This window comes from Streptomyces sp. NPDC060209 (assembly GCF_042728155.1).
Taxonomy (GTDB): domain Bacteria; phylum Actinomycetota; class Actinomycetes; order Streptomycetales; family Streptomycetaceae; genus Streptomyces.
The window spans coordinates 1-13,635 of the sequence record NZ_JBHWZS010000234.1 but is presented as its reverse complement, the minus strand read 5'-3'; the positions used below and the strand labels follow the sequence as shown (position 1 = coordinate 13,635).

Genomic DNA, 13,635 nt, shown 5'->3' with positions numbered 1-13,635 from the left:
CAGTTCCGGGGTGGGCGATACTGGGTTCGAACCAGTGACCTCTTCGGTGTGAACGAAGCGCTCTCCCACTGAGCTAATCGCCCCGGCGGCAGGGCAAACATTACCCCATGTCAGCGGTGCCGCCGGACCACCTCCGGGTCACTCCTCGATCTTCCACGGCATCACTATGCCGAACTTCCAGACGTAGATCCCGACCAGCACCGCGATGATCACGAGCCCCACCGCGGTGAGGATGATGTTGCGCCGCCGGACCTTGGGATCGAGGGCGCGCTGGGCGGCTTCGGTGACCTTGCGCCGGGTCCAGCGCAGGACGAGCTGCGCCCAGACGAATTCGGTCGCCCAGATCGCCATACCGCCGAAGATCACCAGCCATCCCGGGCCGGGCAGCGGCAGCATCACGATGCCCGCTCCGACCACGGCGAGGCCGACGACGAAGATCCCGACCTGCCAGCTCAGATGAAGGACCCTCGAGCCCTTGATGAACCCGGGCGCCCGCGAGCCCAGCTCACGCTCCGCCGTCCGTCCGTCCCCCGTAGCGGACTCAGGGGCCACCTTCGCGGCGACCTCTTTCCGCTCGTCACTCTCCGCGTTCATGAAGCCCAACCTACCGGACCCGTCATCGTCACCGGAATGGACGCATGACCCAAAGTTACACACCGCCGGACGAGGGGCCTGAAGCATCACAAATAGGTCAGAGGGGTTTACAACGCCACCGTAGGTGGCATGTCGATTTCGCCGACGTGCGAATCCCCGAGCGCACACTGAGCGAAAGGCCCTGGCGCTTATGAACACCACGGTCAGCTGCGAGCTGCACCTGCGCCTCGTTGTGTCGAGCGAGTCCTCACTGCCTGTACCCGCGGGCCTGCGGTATGACACGGCCGATCCCTATGCCGTGCACGCCACCTTCCACACCGGAGCGGAGGAGACGGTCGAATGGGTTTTCGCCCGTGACCTCCTTGCCGAGGGGCTGCACCGGCCCACCGGCACCGGAGACGTCCGCGTCTGGCCATCTCGAAGTCACGGCCAAGGCGTCGTCTGCATCGCACTGAGCTCCCCGGAGGGCGAAGCCCTGCTGGAAGCCCCGGCAAGGGCCCTGGAGTCGTTCCTGAAGAGGACCGACGCCGCGGTCCCGCCCGGCACCGAGCATCGTCACTTCGACCTCGATACGGAGCTCTCACACATCCTGGCCGAGAGCTGAGCCAGGCCGAGAGCTGCGGGACGCCGTCCGACTCGGGGAGACGGCGTCGCGCGGACAACCTCATAGGGCAGCCACCGGCGTCGTCGCCGCGGAACCCACCGCGGCGGCGGCGCCGTGTCCGTGGGCGTCCGTGGGCGTCCGTGGGCCGGCCCGGGCGGCGAGCGGCGAGCGGCGAGCGGCGAGCGACCGTCGTCACACCCGCATCATGCGCACCATGCACCCCGCCTCTGCCGCTGGAACCGCCGCCGGAGCCGCCAGACGGCCCCACAGGCTCCGGCGGCACGCCCGGCCGGGAAAAGGGCCGCCCTCCCCCGCCGAGCCCGCACCGGGCCCTGAGGGCCTTCGCCGAGCCAGTAGAGTCACCCGGCATCGGCGGGCGCCCGTCCGCCGGAGGCCAGGGAGCGAAGCGTGCTGATCCCACACGACACCCGGATCGCCCTCGAAACGGTGGTCGATCTGGTGAACACCGCACCGGAGGACGAGACGGGTGACGGGCTCGCGGAGCTCGCCGCGCTCTACGCCTTCGCGGAGCGCCACCACATCAGCGGCGTCGGAACCCTCGGCGACAAGGACCTGCGCGCCGTGCTGGACGTCCGGAGCCGGTTCGCCGAGATATTCGCGGCGCCCGACGCCCGCACCGCCGCCGACCTCGTCAACGCCCTGGTGGCCGCGGCCGGCACCACGCCGCAGCTCACGAACCACGACGGCTACGACTGGCACGTCCACTACTTCGCGCCGGACGCCTCCATCGCGGACCACCTCGCGGCCGACTGCGGGATGGCACTGGCCTTCATCGTGGTCGCGGGAGAGCAGGACCGGCTGCGGCGATGCGAGGCTCCGGACTGCCGGGACGCCTTCGTCGACCTGTCGCGCAACCGTTCACGCCGCTACTGCTCGAGCCGCACCTGCGGCAACCGGCTCCATGTCGCCGCGTACAGGGCCCGGCGCCGGGAAGCGGCAAGCTGACCGTCCGCACGCTCGCCGTGCGGACGCCCTTCGGGAGGGGGCCGGCCCTGCGGGGCGGCGGGCGTCCGGGCCCGTCGGCCGCTCACAGGAGGAAGAGATCGTGCAGGGCGGCCATCAGCAGCAGGCCGCCGACCACCGTCAGGAAAATCATCAGCGGCGGCTGGGAAAGCGCGAAGAGGCAGCCACGCGGCTCTTCGGCAGGGGATGTGGGGGCGTCGCCCCGGGATGTGTCCACCATCTCGTAGCGATCATGACGCAGAGTGGCCCCTGTTGGCGATCAACAGAGGCTTTCACAGGGCGAGTTCACCCACTCCAGGATGAACGGATTCGCTCCCGCGTCCGAAGATCCCCCACGCGTTCGCTCAGCACGCCTCCGATCAGGTGCGGCCGGCCGGCGGGGCGCACCTCGTGCGGCCGCCGACGCCCGGCCCCCGATGTCAGCGCGGGGCGGCGCTGGAGGCGCGTACGACGAGTTCCGGCTGGAGCACCACGCTTCGGTGCCGGTGGCTGCCGTCCTCGTCGTCCGCCTCCTCCAGCAGGAGCTCCGCCGCCATCCTGCCCATCACCACGGCGGGCTGCCGGACCGAGGTGAGGGGTACCGCGGCGGCCGCGGCGAACTCGATGTCGTCGTAGCCGACGATGGCGACGTCCTGCGGCACCCGCACACCCGCGGCGTACAGCGACTGCAGGACGCCGAGCGCCAGCAGGTCGTTGGCGCAGAACACCGCGGTGGGCCTGGGGACGAGGCCGAGCAGCCTGGCCCCGGCGTCGCGGCCCGCCGCCACGTCCAGACGGTCGGAGGGGATCTCGACGAGTGCCTCGGGGCCGAGCCCTGCCTCGGTGAGCGCCGCGAGGGCACCCTCGCGACGGTCCCTGATCTGGTGGAGATCGCCGGGCCCGCTCACGTAGGCGACGGAGCGGTGGCCCGCCGAGACGAGATGCCCGACGGCGAGCATGCCGCCGCGCACGTCGTCCACGGAGACGGCGCAGCTGTCGGTGGAGGCCGCGACCCGGTCGACCAGCACATAGGGGATCCGGTGGCGGGCGAAGGCCTCGAGGTTGCCGCCGGTGGCGTCGGCCGGGGTGACCAGCACTCCGCAGACCCGCTGCTCGGCGAAGAGCCCGAGGTATTCGGCCTCCTCCTCCTGGCTCTGGCCGCTGTTGCAGACCATCACGCCGAGACCGGCCTCCCGGGCCGCCCGCTCCGCGCCCCGCGCGACGTCGACGAAGAACGGGTTGCCCATGTCCAGCACGAGCAGGGCCATGATGCGGCTGCGGCCCGCCCTGAGCTGCCGGGCGGACTCGCTGCGTACGTATCCGAGCTCCTCGATCGCCGCCAGCACACGGGCCCGGGTGTCGGGAAGCACCGCCTCGGGACGGTTGATCACATTGGAGACCGTGCCCACCGAGACTCCGGCCTGCCGGGCCACGTCCTTGATCCCTGCCACACGCCCCACTTGCCCTGCCCCACTGATGCTTGTCGCCGCCGCGCGTCGGCGCCGGGTCCCCGGTCCACACACGGACGTACGGCATGGTCCGTCGCGCCGCCCCCGGACCGCGCCCTGCGGATTGAATTGTTTCAATCCGCTCGGGACGCTAACCGCATCTACGGGATACCGTCAAGATCGGGGCGACGCAACCCGAATATACCGAGGCGTGGAGCCTGTGCATGCCTTTCGATGGCCATGGCCGGACATGAATCGATTCACGCCCACCCCACCGCATCGCCCCTCCCCACTTCGCAGGGCGTCGCGAGGCGGACGGTCCCGGTCGGTCCGTCAGATCCCGTGCTTCTTCAGGATGGCCTCGATGTCGCTGAAGTCGTCACCGGGCGCGGCCGCCTGCTCCGGCTTCTTCTTCGGCCTGCTCTGCGTCTGCGGACCCGCGGCCCCGGCCCCGGCCCCGGAGGTCAGCGAGGGCGACGACGCGCCCGGCGCGACGGCGGCGCCCTGCTCCGCGGCCCTCGCGGCCTTGCGCTCCTTGCGGGTCGAGCCACTGCGGCGCTCCACGGCGCGCGTGGTCATGAAGAGCAGCCAGGCGACGCCCAGCAGGCCGAAGCCGATCCAGACGCTCGGCTTGAACGCGATGTCCGACACCCATTCGACGACACCGGTCATCACCAGGCCGACGGGCACCAGCGAGTAGGCGGCGATCCGGGTCGCCGTGAGGAACCGCTTTCGGTACGCGGTGATCGCGGCGATGCCCAAACCGGCCGCCGACACCGCGGAACAGATGGTCTCGGCAAGCATCGGGACCTCCAGCAATCGGGATACGTCCCTTCCATCCTGCACCGGCCACCGCCCCAGGAGCCACGGCGCGGGACCACATCAGGGACATTTCAGGGCCGCTGTCCTCCCCAGGTCCCGATTGGGAAGCGCCGGTCCGGCCTGAAAGACTGACCGCATGAGCGATTCCTCCTCCGCAGCGCCGGTCGTCCTCGACCTCTGGTGCGAGCTCGAGTGCCCCGACTGCCATCGGGCCCTCTCCGACGTCCACGCCCTGCGCGCCCGATACGGCGACCGGCTGGAGGTCCGGCTGCGCCACTTCCCGCTGGAGAAGCACAAGCACGCCTACGCGGCGGCGCAGGCCGCCGAGGAGGCCACCGTCCAGGGCAAGGGATGGCCGTACATCGAGGCCGTGCTGGCCCGCACCGCCGACCTGGCCCGCTCGGGTGAGCCCCTCCTGCTCGAGGTGGCGGGCGAACTGGGGCTGGACGCCGAGGAGTTCGACACCGCGCTGATCGACGGCCGGCATCTGCTGATCGTGGACGCGGACCAGGCCGAAGGCAAGGCGATCGGCGTCACCGGGACCCCGACGTATGTGATCGGCGACGAGCGGCTGGACGGCGGGAAGAGCCAGGAAGGGCTGCGCGCGCGCATCGAGGAGATCGCCGACCGCCTGCTCGCCGGCCAGGGCTGACCACCCGGCGTCCCGGCCCCGCTACAGCGCCTTGGCCAGGTTGTACTGCGTCACCTCGTAGCCGAGCGACTCGTACAGCCGCAGCGCGGGCGTGTTGGAGGCGAAGACGTGCAGGCCGAGCAGGCCGAGGCCGGCGTCGAGTGTGACGTCCTCCGCGAGGTGCATCAGCGCCCGGCCGTAACCGCGCCCCCGGTACTCCTCGCGCACCTCGACGTCGAACACGTAGCCGAGGTCCTCGCCGTCCGGCGTCTCACGTCGCGCCACCCAGACATGACCGACGACGGCTCCCTGGTGCACGAGGACATGGAAGTACATGCCGGGGGTGGCCAGGCCGTCCGGCAGATTCGTGGCGTGGTCGGTCTCGGACTTGCGCCGGGCCTGTTCCTCCGGAACGCCGCGCTCCACCCACTCCTGCGTGTAGATGCCGACGCTGGCGGCCGCCCACTCGTCGTACTCCCGCTCCGTCATGGGGCGTCCGGTGACCCCGGCCGGCAGCGCGGGGGCGGTCCGCCGGAGGGGCTTCAGCATGTTCCGGCTGCGCTCGGTGTAGCCCAGGACGGCCGCCAGGGCACGGGCGGCGGGATTGTCCACGGGGGCCACCAGGCTCACCTGCGTACAGCCCCAGCCGCGCAGCACTTCCTCGGCGGCGAGCGCGGCGATGGTCCCGCGGCCGCGCCTGCGGTGCTCCTCCTCGATGCCGAGCGACCGGAGTATGCCCGCCGAGGCCCCGAACGCCGGATCGGTGGAGATGCCGACGGCGCCCACGGGCCGCCCGTTGTCGCACACGTCGTACGTGCGTGCCCGCGCGCCGTCGGCGCCTTGCTGGACCGGCTCGGCCGGCCGGATGGTCGTGGTCATCAGGGTGTTCTATCCGCTGGACGGCGGGCCGTCACCCTCTTTACGGATTCCGGCTCTCCGGACCGGGCCGGGCTCACGGATCGAGGTCGCCCGCGGCGCGCTCGTCGAAGACCCGCATGGCCTTCGCCGTCACGGGCCCGGGGGCGCCGGGCAGCTCCCGCCCGTCGACCCGGTGGACGGCCTGGATGTCGCGGAGTGTGGAGGTCAGGAAGATCTCGTCGGCCCGCTCGAGCACGTCCAACGGCAGGTCCGTCTCCTGCGCGCCCGTCCACTCCACGGCGAGGGCACGGGTGATTCCGGCGAGGCATCCCGAGGCGACGGGAGGTGTGTGGACCCGGCCGTCGACGACGACGAAGACGTTGGAGCCGGTGCCCTCGCAGAGCCGTCCGACCGTGTTGGGGAAGAGCGCCTCCGAGGCGCCCTGCTCGTGGGCACGCGCGAGAGCGACGACGTTCTCGGCGTACGAGGTGGTCTTGAGGCCCGTCACCGCGCCGCGTTCGTTGCGCGTCCAGGGGACGGTGACGACGGCGGTGCTGTCGGGGCGGCGCACCGTCTCCCCCAGGGCGACAACCAGGCTGGGCCCGGCGTCGCCGCGGTCGGAGCCGAGCGGCGAGAGCCCACCGGTGTAGGTGATCCGCAGCCGTCCGAGTTCCATGGGATTGGCCTCGATGACGGCCGCCACCGCGCGGCGGACACCGTCGTGATCGGGGTCGGCCAGGCCCAGGCCCCTGGCGGAGCGCGTCAGCCGGTCGAGGTGACGGGTGAGGGCGAAGGGACGGCCCCCGGCGACCCGGACCGTCTCGAAGATGCCGTCCCCCACGGTCAGCCCGTGATCGAGCACGGACAGCCGGGCGTCATCGGCGTCCCGCAGTCCGCCGTTGACCCAAATCCTCATGACGCGGTCCTTCCTGTTTCCTCGTAGGCGCCCGACGCTACAGCGAGCAACCGCGAGGCCTTGAGCTCGGTCTCCGCCCATTCGCGCGCCGGATCGGATCCCCAGGTGATGCCGGCTCCGGTGCCGAAGCGGAGGAGGGGGGCGGGCCCCGTGCGGTCGATCCAGAAGGTCCGTATGCCGACGGCCAGTTGCGCGGTGCCCCGGTCCGCGTCCACCCAGCCGACCGCTCCGCAGTACGGGCCGCGGGGAGCTGTCTCGAGGGCGTCGATGATCCCCAGCGCGCTGGACTTGGGCGCGCCGGTGACGGAGCCGGGCGGGAACGCGGCGGTGAGCAGCTCGGGCCACCCGGCGCCGTCGGCGAGCCGCCCGCGCACGGTGGAGACGAGGTGGACGAGTCCCGGGTGCTTCTCCACGGCACAGAGATCGGGAACGCTCACGCTGCCGGCCGCGCAGACCCGGCCCAGGTCGTTGCGGACCAGATCCACGATCATCACGTTCTCCGCGTGGTCCTTCTCCAGCAGATCGTCCTCGGTGCGTCCGGTGCCCTTGATCGGACCGGATTCGACGGTCCGGCCGTCGCGCGCGAGGAAGAGCTCCGGGGAGGCGGTGGCGATCTCCACTCCGTGTTCCGGGAGCCGGATCGTTCCGGCGTACGGGGCCGGGTTGCCGCGGGCGAGCAGAGCGGTGAGGGCGTCCACGTCGGCCTGCGGGCCGGGCAGTGGCGCGGACAGGACCCGGCAGAGGTTGGCCTGGTAGACCTCGCCGGCCGCGATGTGTTCACGGATCCGTCGTACGCCGGCCATGTAGGCGTCCTCGTCGAGTGAGGACGTCCAGTCCTCCGGCCCGGGTCCTCGCCAGGCGCCGGGCACGGGGAGGGGGACCTCCTCGGACCGGACGGTGGCGAAGCGGGCACAGACGAGACGGCCCTCGAAATCGGCACATACCGCCCAGAAGCCGGAGGATTCAAGAGCCGCGGGATCGCTGGTGACGTCCCGCAGGCCGGAGGCGACGAGGCCACCGAAGCGGGCGAGGGGAGTGAGGTCGCGCACGTGACCGAGTCTAGGACGGCACGCGATGACCTGCGGCGGGCGGCGTTTGCGCAGCACGCTGCGCAAACGCGTTTTTGTGCTGGCCCGGGAATCCGCTAGAGTTCAACACGTCGCCGGGACGCGCAAGCGGAACGGGAAAGACAAGCGGACGTAGCTCAGTTGGTAGAGCGCAACCTTGCCAAGGTTGAGGTCGCCAGTTCGAACCTGGTCGTCCGCTCGCAGAAGGTGGGGGATCTTCCCGAACCCCCACCCCTGGTGGAGTGGCCGAGAGGCGAGGCAACGGCCTGCAAAGCCGTCTACACGGGTTCAAATCCCGTCTCCACCTCCAAGGACGATTAGCTCAGCGGGAGAGCACTTCCCTGACACGGAAGGGGTCACTGGTTCAATCCCAGTATCGTCCACCGATCCGCAAGGATCCCCGCGCGATTAGCTCAGCGGGAGAGCGCTTCCCTGACACGGAAGAGGTCACTGGTTCAATCCCAGTATCGCGCACGCAGTACACGCAGGGTCACCCTGCGCGATTAGCTCAGCGGGAGAGCGCTTCCCTGACACGGAAGAGGTCACTGGTTCAATCCCAGTATCGCGCACCAGCCGAAACCCCCGGTCGTATCTACGACCGGGGGTTTCGTCGTGCGTGGTGGGGGTCAGCCGGTGAAGAGCTGGGTGGCCTTGCGGGCGAGCTCGTACAGTCCGTAGCCGAACGGCACGGCGACCCAGAGCCAGACGAACACCATGAGTGGTTTACGACTGCTGGTGGACACGGGGGCTCCCTTCCGTCGTCTCGTGGAAGCGTGCGTGGACCGGGCGTATGCACTCGTTGGCCACGAAGCCGACGATCAGCAGCCCGATCATGATCGTCAACGAGGTCGTGTAGAGGCTGGGGCCACTGTGCCCGGCGCGCTCCCCCGCGTCCGCGACCCGGTTGACGATCAGCGGGCCGAGCACCCCCGCGGTGGACCAGGCCGTCAGCAGGCGGCCGTGGATGGCTCCCACCTGGTACGTGCCGAAGAGGTCCCGCAGATAGGCGGGTGCGGTCGCGAAGCCTCCGCCGTAGAAGGACAGGATCACGAGCGCGCAGCAGATGAAGACCGGCTTGGAGTCGTTGCCCAGCTGGGCGATGACCACGTACATGAGCGCGCCGACACCGAGGTAGACCCGGTACATGTTCTTGCGGCCGATCAGGTCCGATGTGGAGGACCACAGGAGGCGGCCGCCCATGTTGGCCAGGGAGAGCAGGGCGACGAAGCCCGCCGCCGCGGAGACCGAGACCGGGGTCGAGGTGTCCGCGAAGAAGTCCTGGATCATGGGCACGGCCTTCTCGAGGATGCCGATGCCCGCGGTGACGTTCATGCAGAGGACCACCCACAGGCACCAGAACTGCGGGGTGCGCAGGGCGTTGCGGGCGGAGACCTGGGCGTTGGTGACGAGCCTGCGGGTCTCCTGCTTCGGTTCCCAGCCGTCGGGGAGCCAGCCGTCCGGCGGCACCCGCACGAGGAAGACGCCGAGCGCCATGAAGGCGGCGTAGACGACCCCGTGGACGAGGAAGGCCGTGGCGATGCCGGAGCGGTCCGTACCGAAGCTCTCCAGCATCCCGGTGGACCACGGTGAGGCGATGAGGGCGCCGCCGCCGAATCCCATGATGGCGATGCCGGTCGCCATGCCGGGTCGGTCGGGGAACCACTTGATGAGGGTGGAGACCGGCGAGATGTAGCCGATGCCGAGGCCTATGCCGCCGATGAAGCCGTAGCCGAGAACGACCAGCCAGTACTGGCCGGTGGCGGCACCGAGCGCGGCGACGAGGAAGCCGGAGGAGAAGCAGATGAGCGAGACGAACATCGCCCAGCGGGGGCCGTTGCGTTCGACGAGGGTGCCGCCGAAAGCGGCGGAGAGGCCGAGCATGACGATGCCCAGCTGGAACGGGAGAGCACTGGCGGTGCCCGAAAGGTCGAGAGCGGATTCGAGCGGGGGCTTGAACACGCTCCAGGCGTAGGCCTGTCCGATGGAGAGGTGCACGGCGAGCGCGGCGGGCGGCACGAGCCAGCGGCTCCACCCCGGGGGCGCGACAGTTCGGGACCTGTCGAGGAAGTTCATGGACCCGCACTTTAGGCATCAGCCATGGCGATGACTAGATCATGAACGGAAGTCCGTCGACCGTATGCAATGCGGGTCCGGGCACCGGGCCCGGACCCGCCCTGCGGCACTACCCGCTCAGAAGGGCGGGATCAGGAGCTGAACAGCATCCGGCCGAAGCTCTTCTGGCGGTGGTGGCCGCCGTAGTGACCGCCCTGGTGCGGCGCTCCCCAGGCGGGGGCCTGAGCGGCGGGGTAGGCCTGCGGGGCGGGCGGCGCGGGCGGGGCCTGCTGCTGCCACTGCGTCTCCAGGCGGGCCAGGGACTCCAGCTCGCCGTAGTCGAGGAAAATCCCCCGGCAGCCGCTGCACTGCTCGATCTGGACACCGTTGCGGTTGTACGTGTGCATCTGGGCATGACACTTGGGGCACTGGATCATCGAATCGGCTCCTCAGTCGTGACGACGTCGCCGGATGCATGCCCGGCGGCGATCGCTTCACCCTACGACGTGCGTTCGGACACCAACTCGGGCGGGAGGGAGGCAATTCGGACACATGCATCGATCATCAACTGTTCCACCTCATCCGGACTGCGGTCCTCCGCCACGGACTTGGCCAGGGCGACGGCGGCCGTCTGCACCGTGAGCGCCCGCGCCGCCACGTCCAGCTCGGGCCAAGGGTCCCCTTCGGCTCGAACGGCCGGGCCGCCGGAGGCCCGGTAGGTGTCGAGGAAGCGCAGCCAGATCTCGGGCGGCAGCAGCCCGGCCGCGTACCAGGCGGCGGGTCGCGCCAGGTCCCAGGCGGGATCGCCGAGGCCCGCGTCGTCGATGTCGATCAGGAGCCAGGGTCCCTGCCGCGCGGGGTGCCGCACGAGCTGTCCGAGGTGCAGATCGCCGTGGCAGAGGAAGCCGTCCCGGTGCTCGGGCACCGGATTCTCGGCGCGGGCCCAGCCGGGCAGCCCGTGCCAGGCGGCCAGTACCGGTTCGGTGACCGGGTCCGCCGGCCGGGCCGCGCACATCCGCGCGACGGCCCGGGCGGCCTTGACCGGTCCGCGCATCGGCGGAAGCGGGTGGGGCGGTGGGGTGCGGTGCAGCCGGGCCAGGAGGACGGCGGCTTCCTCCCAGGGCGCGGCGTCGGGGTCCGAGGGGTCGACGGGTGCGCCGTACGGCCAGAGGCTCACGGTGCGGCCCTCGGCGCTGCCCGGCGGCCCGTCCGGGGCGGGGAGCGGCGGGAGCAGGATTCCCGCCAGCCGGGGAGAGGCTGCCAGGGACAGGCGTGCCGCCAAGGCGGGCGTCTCCGAGTCGGGCGCGTGGGCTTTGGCGACGACCGGGCCGCTGCGGACCACTGTGCCGTCGGGACGGTCCGCGAGCACCTGGGGCGGGGCGCACGCACACTCCGTGGCGGTGTGTGCGCTGTCGTGCGCGAGGTCGCCCAGCGCGCGTACGACAGGGGTGGTGGTCATCGGCTCGGCTCCCGCTGAGGTGGTCGGCCGGCCCCGCGGCCGGTCCCGGCCGTGATCGTACGCGGCCGCTCCGGAAAAGGTCCGCTCCGAAAAGGGTCCGGACAGCGCGATGTCCGGCCAGCTCCCCAGCTGGCCGGACAAACGCTGCCGCCCGCCGCACCCCCGTCCCCACGGGGCTGTTGGCCGGATGTCCCGGTCCGGACCGCTCTTCCGGACCCGGGGCGCCGCTCAGCGCCCCAGCATCACGCCCACGGACGACGCCTGTGTGACCACTGCTTCCCAGCCGCCGAATACGACGACCAGCAGGGCCGCCAGGGGAAGAACCATGGCTGTGGCCACCAACGGGTGGCGCGTGCCGGACGGGCGTACGCCGAACGAGGCGTATGCCCTGCGTCCTTGCGTGCGGATGATGGTCCGCGCGGCCGTGTCCGCCATGGTTCCTCTCCTGACCTGTTCCGGAGCGGCGGGCGTCTGGCCTCGGGGGACGAGTTCCACGCCCGCCGCTTGACTTCAAGATTAGGGAGGCGGAACCCACCCGGCGTCATGCCCGCGTACCGAATCCCGGGCCTCCCGGAGGATGAGCCGACCACCTTCGGTGTACTCCCCTGGGTGGAGAAGAGGTGATGGTTACGGCACCCAGCACCTAGGGGGCGGCCGCAAAGTCCCCCCTGGGAGGGGCCGCGAAGTCCCGCGTGCTGCCGGCCGGGCGTGGTCCGCCCCGACCGGTGCGGGCAGGGGAAGAGACCGCCACCGCCCCATGACCAACGGGCAGCGGCGGTCTCTTCGCCAGGTCAGTCCTTCCCGCTCGCCATGGCGAGGAGGCGGTCGAAGACCGCCGGGTCGGCCCGGACACCGTCATGGGCGTGATCGGGGGTGACCCAGGTGCGCAGCCCGCGGACCCCTCCGGCGGTGGCCAGGGAGTGCTCGCGGTCGACGTACATGTCGTCCTGGTAGACGGCGGCCACGACGGGCACCTCGTTGGCCGCCAGCCGGCCGAGGTCGTAGAGGGCCGGCCAGTCGGTGCGTGCGGCGAGGACTTCCGCGGCGCCCCGCAACGGGACGAGTGAGGGGTCCTCGTCGAACTGCCAGGGATAGACCATCTCGCCGGTGAAGCGGACCGGGCTGCCGGGCTCGGCGTCGAAGGCGGGGAACTCCTGGCGGACGCGGTGCGCGGACCAGTCGGTGGGGCGGGGTCCTCGGGCGTATATCGGCTCGTGGAGCGCGGCGTAGAGGGGTCGTTCGGCGAAGGACACCGCGGCGTCCACACCCCGGAGGAACGTGTCGGTGAGCTCGGGGCCGCGGACGCCGTCGGTGAACGCGGACTCCAGGAGGTAGTGGAGCGAGTCGAACTTCGCCGAGGTGCCGAAGGTGATGCCGAGCGTCTGGAAGCGGCGCACGGTGAGCCGCTCGCCGGTCGGCATGCGTACGTCGTGCGCTTCCAGGTGCGCGGCGACGGTGTCGGCGAGCCGCTGGTCACCTGGGTAGCGCGCGAAGTAGCGCTCGTTGTGGGCGAGGGTGCGGGCGTAGGCAGCCCGGTACACGTCGTCGGCGTGACCGGTCAGTGCCGGCAGGCCGCCGGTGATGTAGGCCTGGGCCAGTCCTTCGGGCGCGAGGCTGAGGTAGGTGAGGGTGGCGAACCCGCCGAAACTCTGGCCGAGTACGCTCCACGGCCGTTCGTCCTGGAAGTAGCGGCGCAGCAGTTCGGCGTCCCGGACGATCGAGTCGGCCCGGAAACGGCCGAGATGGTCGGCCGCGGCCCGGTGGTCCGTGCCGAAGCGGGCGAGGGTGAGCCGGTCGGCGGGGGTGGAGCGTCCGGTGCCGCGCTGGTCCATCAGGACGACGCGGTGGCCGACGAGGGCGCGCCGGAGCCAGGCGCCTGCCGCGTTCGGCCGTTCGGCCCGGCCGCCCGGGCCGCCCTGGAGCCAGAGCAGCCGGGGAAGGTTCTCGTGTTCCCGGCCCTCGGCGACCACTTCGCGGGCGAACAGGCTGATGGCCGGGCCTTCGGGGTTCTGATGGTCGAGCGGCACATCGAGGGTGTGGTCGGTGCAGACCAGGCCGCCGTGGCGGTAGGAGACGGGCGGAGGCGTGGACATGGGCGCTCCTTGTCGCGGGAGAGGGGCTGGTTCGGGACGGGGACGGCGGTCCGGTCCCGCCGGGGTGACGCGTCGTCGGCGGAGCCGGCCCGGGTGCGCGTCCCGGCGGGGACGGTACGCGCACGGAG

General features: G+C 71.2%; 15 protein-coding genes and 6 tRNA genes. 8 read left to right on the top strand and 13 right to left on the bottom strand.

The features are described 5' to 3' along the window. Positions 1-11: 11 nt before the first annotated feature. Both ACFWFI_RS32065 and ACFWFI_RS32060 read right to left on the bottom strand, forming a co-directional pair. Positions 12-83: transfer RNA gene (locus tag ACFWFI_RS32065), tRNA-Val, on the bottom strand. Positions 84-138: 55 nt separating this feature from the next. Then, positions 139-594 carry a TIGR02611 family protein gene (locus ACFWFI_RS32060; protein WP_387397014.1) on the bottom strand — a complete coding sequence of 152 codons (456 nt, stop codon included), beginning with the start codon at positions 592-594 and terminating at the stop codon, positions 139-141. 190 nt (positions 595-784) lie between these two features. Between ACFWFI_RS32060 and ACFWFI_RS32055 the strand changes: the two genes are divergently transcribed. Then, positions 785-1,198, top strand: a complete 414-nt coding sequence (locus ACFWFI_RS32055; RefSeq protein ID WP_003959770.1) for an SsgA family sporulation/cell division regulator — start codon at positions 785-787, stop codon at positions 1,196-1,198. 408 nt (positions 1,199-1,606) lie between these two features. Beyond that, positions 1,607-2,164 carry a CGNR zinc finger domain-containing protein gene (locus ACFWFI_RS32050; protein WP_387397011.1) on the top strand — a complete coding sequence of 186 codons (558 nt, stop codon included), beginning with the start codon at positions 1,607-1,609 and terminating at the stop codon, positions 2,162-2,164. 82 nt (positions 2,165-2,246) lie between these two features. Here ACFWFI_RS32050 and ACFWFI_RS32045 read toward each other — a convergent pair whose 3' ends face one another. The 3 genes from ACFWFI_RS32045 to ACFWFI_RS32035 form a co-directional block, all read right to left on the bottom strand. Then, positions 2,247-2,402, bottom strand: coding sequence for a hypothetical protein (locus ACFWFI_RS32045; protein WP_387397008.1), 156 nt, complete (start codon positions 2,400-2,402; stop codon positions 2,247-2,249). A gap of 199 nt (positions 2,403-2,601) precedes the next feature. Continuing rightward, positions 2,602-3,612 (bottom strand): LacI family DNA-binding transcriptional regulator, encoded by a 1,011-nt coding sequence (locus ACFWFI_RS32040; RefSeq protein WP_387397006.1) that lies wholly within the window; start codon positions 3,610-3,612, stop codon positions 2,602-2,604. A 330-nt stretch (positions 3,613-3,942) separates the two neighbouring features. Next, complete coding sequence (locus ACFWFI_RS32035) at positions 3,943-4,413, bottom strand: hypothetical protein (RefSeq protein WP_387397004.1); 471 nt, start codon at positions 4,411-4,413, stop codon at positions 3,943-3,945. 154 nt (positions 4,414-4,567) lie between these two features. On the opposite strand from ACFWFI_RS32035, the gene ACFWFI_RS32030 reads away from it, so the two are divergent. Continuing rightward, the gene (locus ACFWFI_RS32030) at positions 4,568-5,083 is read left to right on the top strand and encodes a DsbA family protein (protein ID WP_387397002.1); all 516 of its coding nucleotides are present in this window, start codon (positions 4,568-4,570) and stop codon (positions 5,081-5,083) included. A gap of 21 nt (positions 5,084-5,104) precedes the next feature. Here ACFWFI_RS32030 and ACFWFI_RS32025 read toward each other — a convergent pair whose 3' ends face one another. From ACFWFI_RS32025 to ACFWFI_RS32015, 3 genes are all read right to left on the bottom strand, one after another. Continuing rightward, on the bottom strand, positions 5,105-5,941 hold the full coding sequence (locus ACFWFI_RS32025) for a GNAT family N-acetyltransferase (protein ID WP_387396999.1): 837 nt from the start codon (positions 5,939-5,941) through the stop codon (positions 5,105-5,107). Positions 5,942-6,014: 73 nt separating this feature from the next. Continuing rightward, positions 6,015-6,836, bottom strand: a complete 822-nt coding sequence (locus ACFWFI_RS32020; protein WP_387396998.1) for an aminotransferase class IV — start codon at positions 6,834-6,836, stop codon at positions 6,015-6,017. Beyond that, positions 6,833-7,885 (bottom strand): chorismate-binding protein, encoded by a 1,053-nt coding sequence (locus ACFWFI_RS32015; protein WP_387396995.1) that lies wholly within the window; start codon positions 7,883-7,885, stop codon positions 6,833-6,835. Before ACFWFI_RS32015 ends, ACFWFI_RS32020 begins: the two co-directional genes overlap by 4 nt. Before the next feature lie 144 nt (positions 7,886-8,029). On the opposite strand from ACFWFI_RS32015, the gene ACFWFI_RS32010 reads away from it, so the two are divergent. The 5 genes from ACFWFI_RS32010 to ACFWFI_RS31990 all read left to right on the top strand — a co-directional run bounded on the left by ACFWFI_RS32010 (position 8,030) and on the right by ACFWFI_RS31990 (position 8,475). Further along, positions 8,030-8,102, top strand: a tRNA-Gly gene (locus tag ACFWFI_RS32010). Positions 8,103-8,139: 37 nt separating this feature from the next. Beyond that, positions 8,140-8,213, top strand: a tRNA-Cys gene (locus ACFWFI_RS32005). 1 nt (position 8,214) lies between these two features. Further along, positions 8,215-8,286, top strand: a tRNA-Val gene (locus ACFWFI_RS32000). A gap of 19 nt (positions 8,287-8,305) precedes the next feature. After that, positions 8,306-8,377, top strand: a tRNA-Val gene (locus ACFWFI_RS31995). A 23-nt stretch (positions 8,378-8,400) separates the two neighbouring features. Continuing rightward, positions 8,401-8,475, top strand: a tRNA-Val gene (locus tag ACFWFI_RS31990). A 151-nt stretch (positions 8,476-8,626) separates the two neighbouring features. Here ACFWFI_RS31990 and ACFWFI_RS31985 read toward each other — a convergent pair. The 5 genes from ACFWFI_RS31985 to ACFWFI_RS31965 form a co-directional block, all read right to left on the bottom strand. Continuing rightward, entirely contained in the window at positions 8,627-9,976 is a 1,350-nt protein-coding gene (locus tag ACFWFI_RS31985) for an L-lactate MFS transporter (protein ID WP_387396992.1), read from the bottom strand. 131 nt (positions 9,977-10,107) lie between these two features. Further along, complete coding sequence (locus tag ACFWFI_RS31980) at positions 10,108-10,392, bottom strand: TFIIB-type zinc ribbon-containing protein (protein ID WP_387396989.1); 285 nt, start codon at positions 10,390-10,392, stop codon at positions 10,108-10,110. Between the two features lie 62 nt (positions 10,393-10,454). Next, entirely contained in the window at positions 10,455-11,414 is a 960-nt protein-coding gene (locus tag ACFWFI_RS31975; RefSeq protein WP_387396986.1) for a phosphotransferase family protein, read from the bottom strand. Between the two features lie 228 nt (positions 11,415-11,642). Further along, positions 11,643-11,849 (bottom strand): hypothetical protein, encoded by a 207-nt coding sequence (locus tag ACFWFI_RS31970; RefSeq protein ID WP_387396984.1) that lies wholly within the window; start codon positions 11,847-11,849, stop codon positions 11,643-11,645. A 356-nt stretch (positions 11,850-12,205) separates the two neighbouring features. Further along, on the bottom strand, positions 12,206-13,507 hold the full coding sequence (locus tag ACFWFI_RS31965; RefSeq protein ID WP_387396981.1) for an alpha/beta fold hydrolase: 1,302 nt from the start codon (positions 13,505-13,507) through the stop codon (positions 12,206-12,208). Positions 13,508-13,635 lie beyond the last annotated feature (128 nt).

Bases quoted from the DNA above. Each gene is read 5' to 3' on its own strand.
- ACFWFI_RS32060 (WP_387397014.1), bottom strand. From the start codon at position 594: ATGAACGCGGAGAGTGACGAGCGGAAAGAGGTCGCCGCGAAGGTGGCC.
- ACFWFI_RS32055 (WP_003959770.1), top strand. From the start codon at position 785: ATGAACACCACGGTCAGCTGCGAGCTGCACCTGCGCCTCGTTGTGTCG.
- ACFWFI_RS32045 (WP_387397008.1), bottom strand. From the start codon at position 2,402: ATGGTGGACACATCCCGGGGCGACGCCCCCACATCCCCTGCCGAAGAG.
- ACFWFI_RS32035 (WP_387397004.1), bottom strand. From the start codon at position 4,413: ATGCTTGCCGAGACCATCTGTTCCGCGGTGTCGGCGGCCGGTTTGGGC.
- ACFWFI_RS32030 (WP_387397002.1), top strand. From the start codon at position 4,568: ATGAGCGATTCCTCCTCCGCAGCGCCGGTCGTCCTCGACCTCTGGTGC.
- ACFWFI_RS32025 (WP_387396999.1), bottom strand. From the start codon at position 5,941: ATGACCACGACCATCCGGCCGGCCGAGCCGGTCCAGCAAGGCGCCGAC.
- ACFWFI_RS32020 (WP_387396998.1), bottom strand. From the start codon at position 6,836: ATGAGGATTTGGGTCAACGGCGGACTGCGGGACGCCGATGACGCCCGG.
- ACFWFI_RS31985 (WP_387396992.1), bottom strand. From the start codon at position 9,976: ATGAACTTCCTCGACAGGTCCCGAACTGTCGCGCCCCCGGGGTGGAGC.
- ACFWFI_RS31980 (WP_387396989.1), bottom strand. From the start codon at position 10,392: ATGATCCAGTGCCCCAAGTGTCATGCCCAGATGCACACGTACAACCGC.
- ACFWFI_RS31975 (WP_387396986.1), bottom strand. From the start codon at position 11,414: ATGACCACCACCCCTGTCGTACGCGCGCTGGGCGACCTCGCGCACGAC.
- ACFWFI_RS31970 (WP_387396984.1), bottom strand. From the start codon at position 11,849: ATGGCGGACACGGCCGCGCGGACCATCATCCGCACGCAAGGACGCAGG.
- ACFWFI_RS31965 (WP_387396981.1), bottom strand. From the start codon at position 13,507: ATGTCCACGCCTCCGCCCGTCTCCTACCGCCACGGCGGCCTGGTCTGC.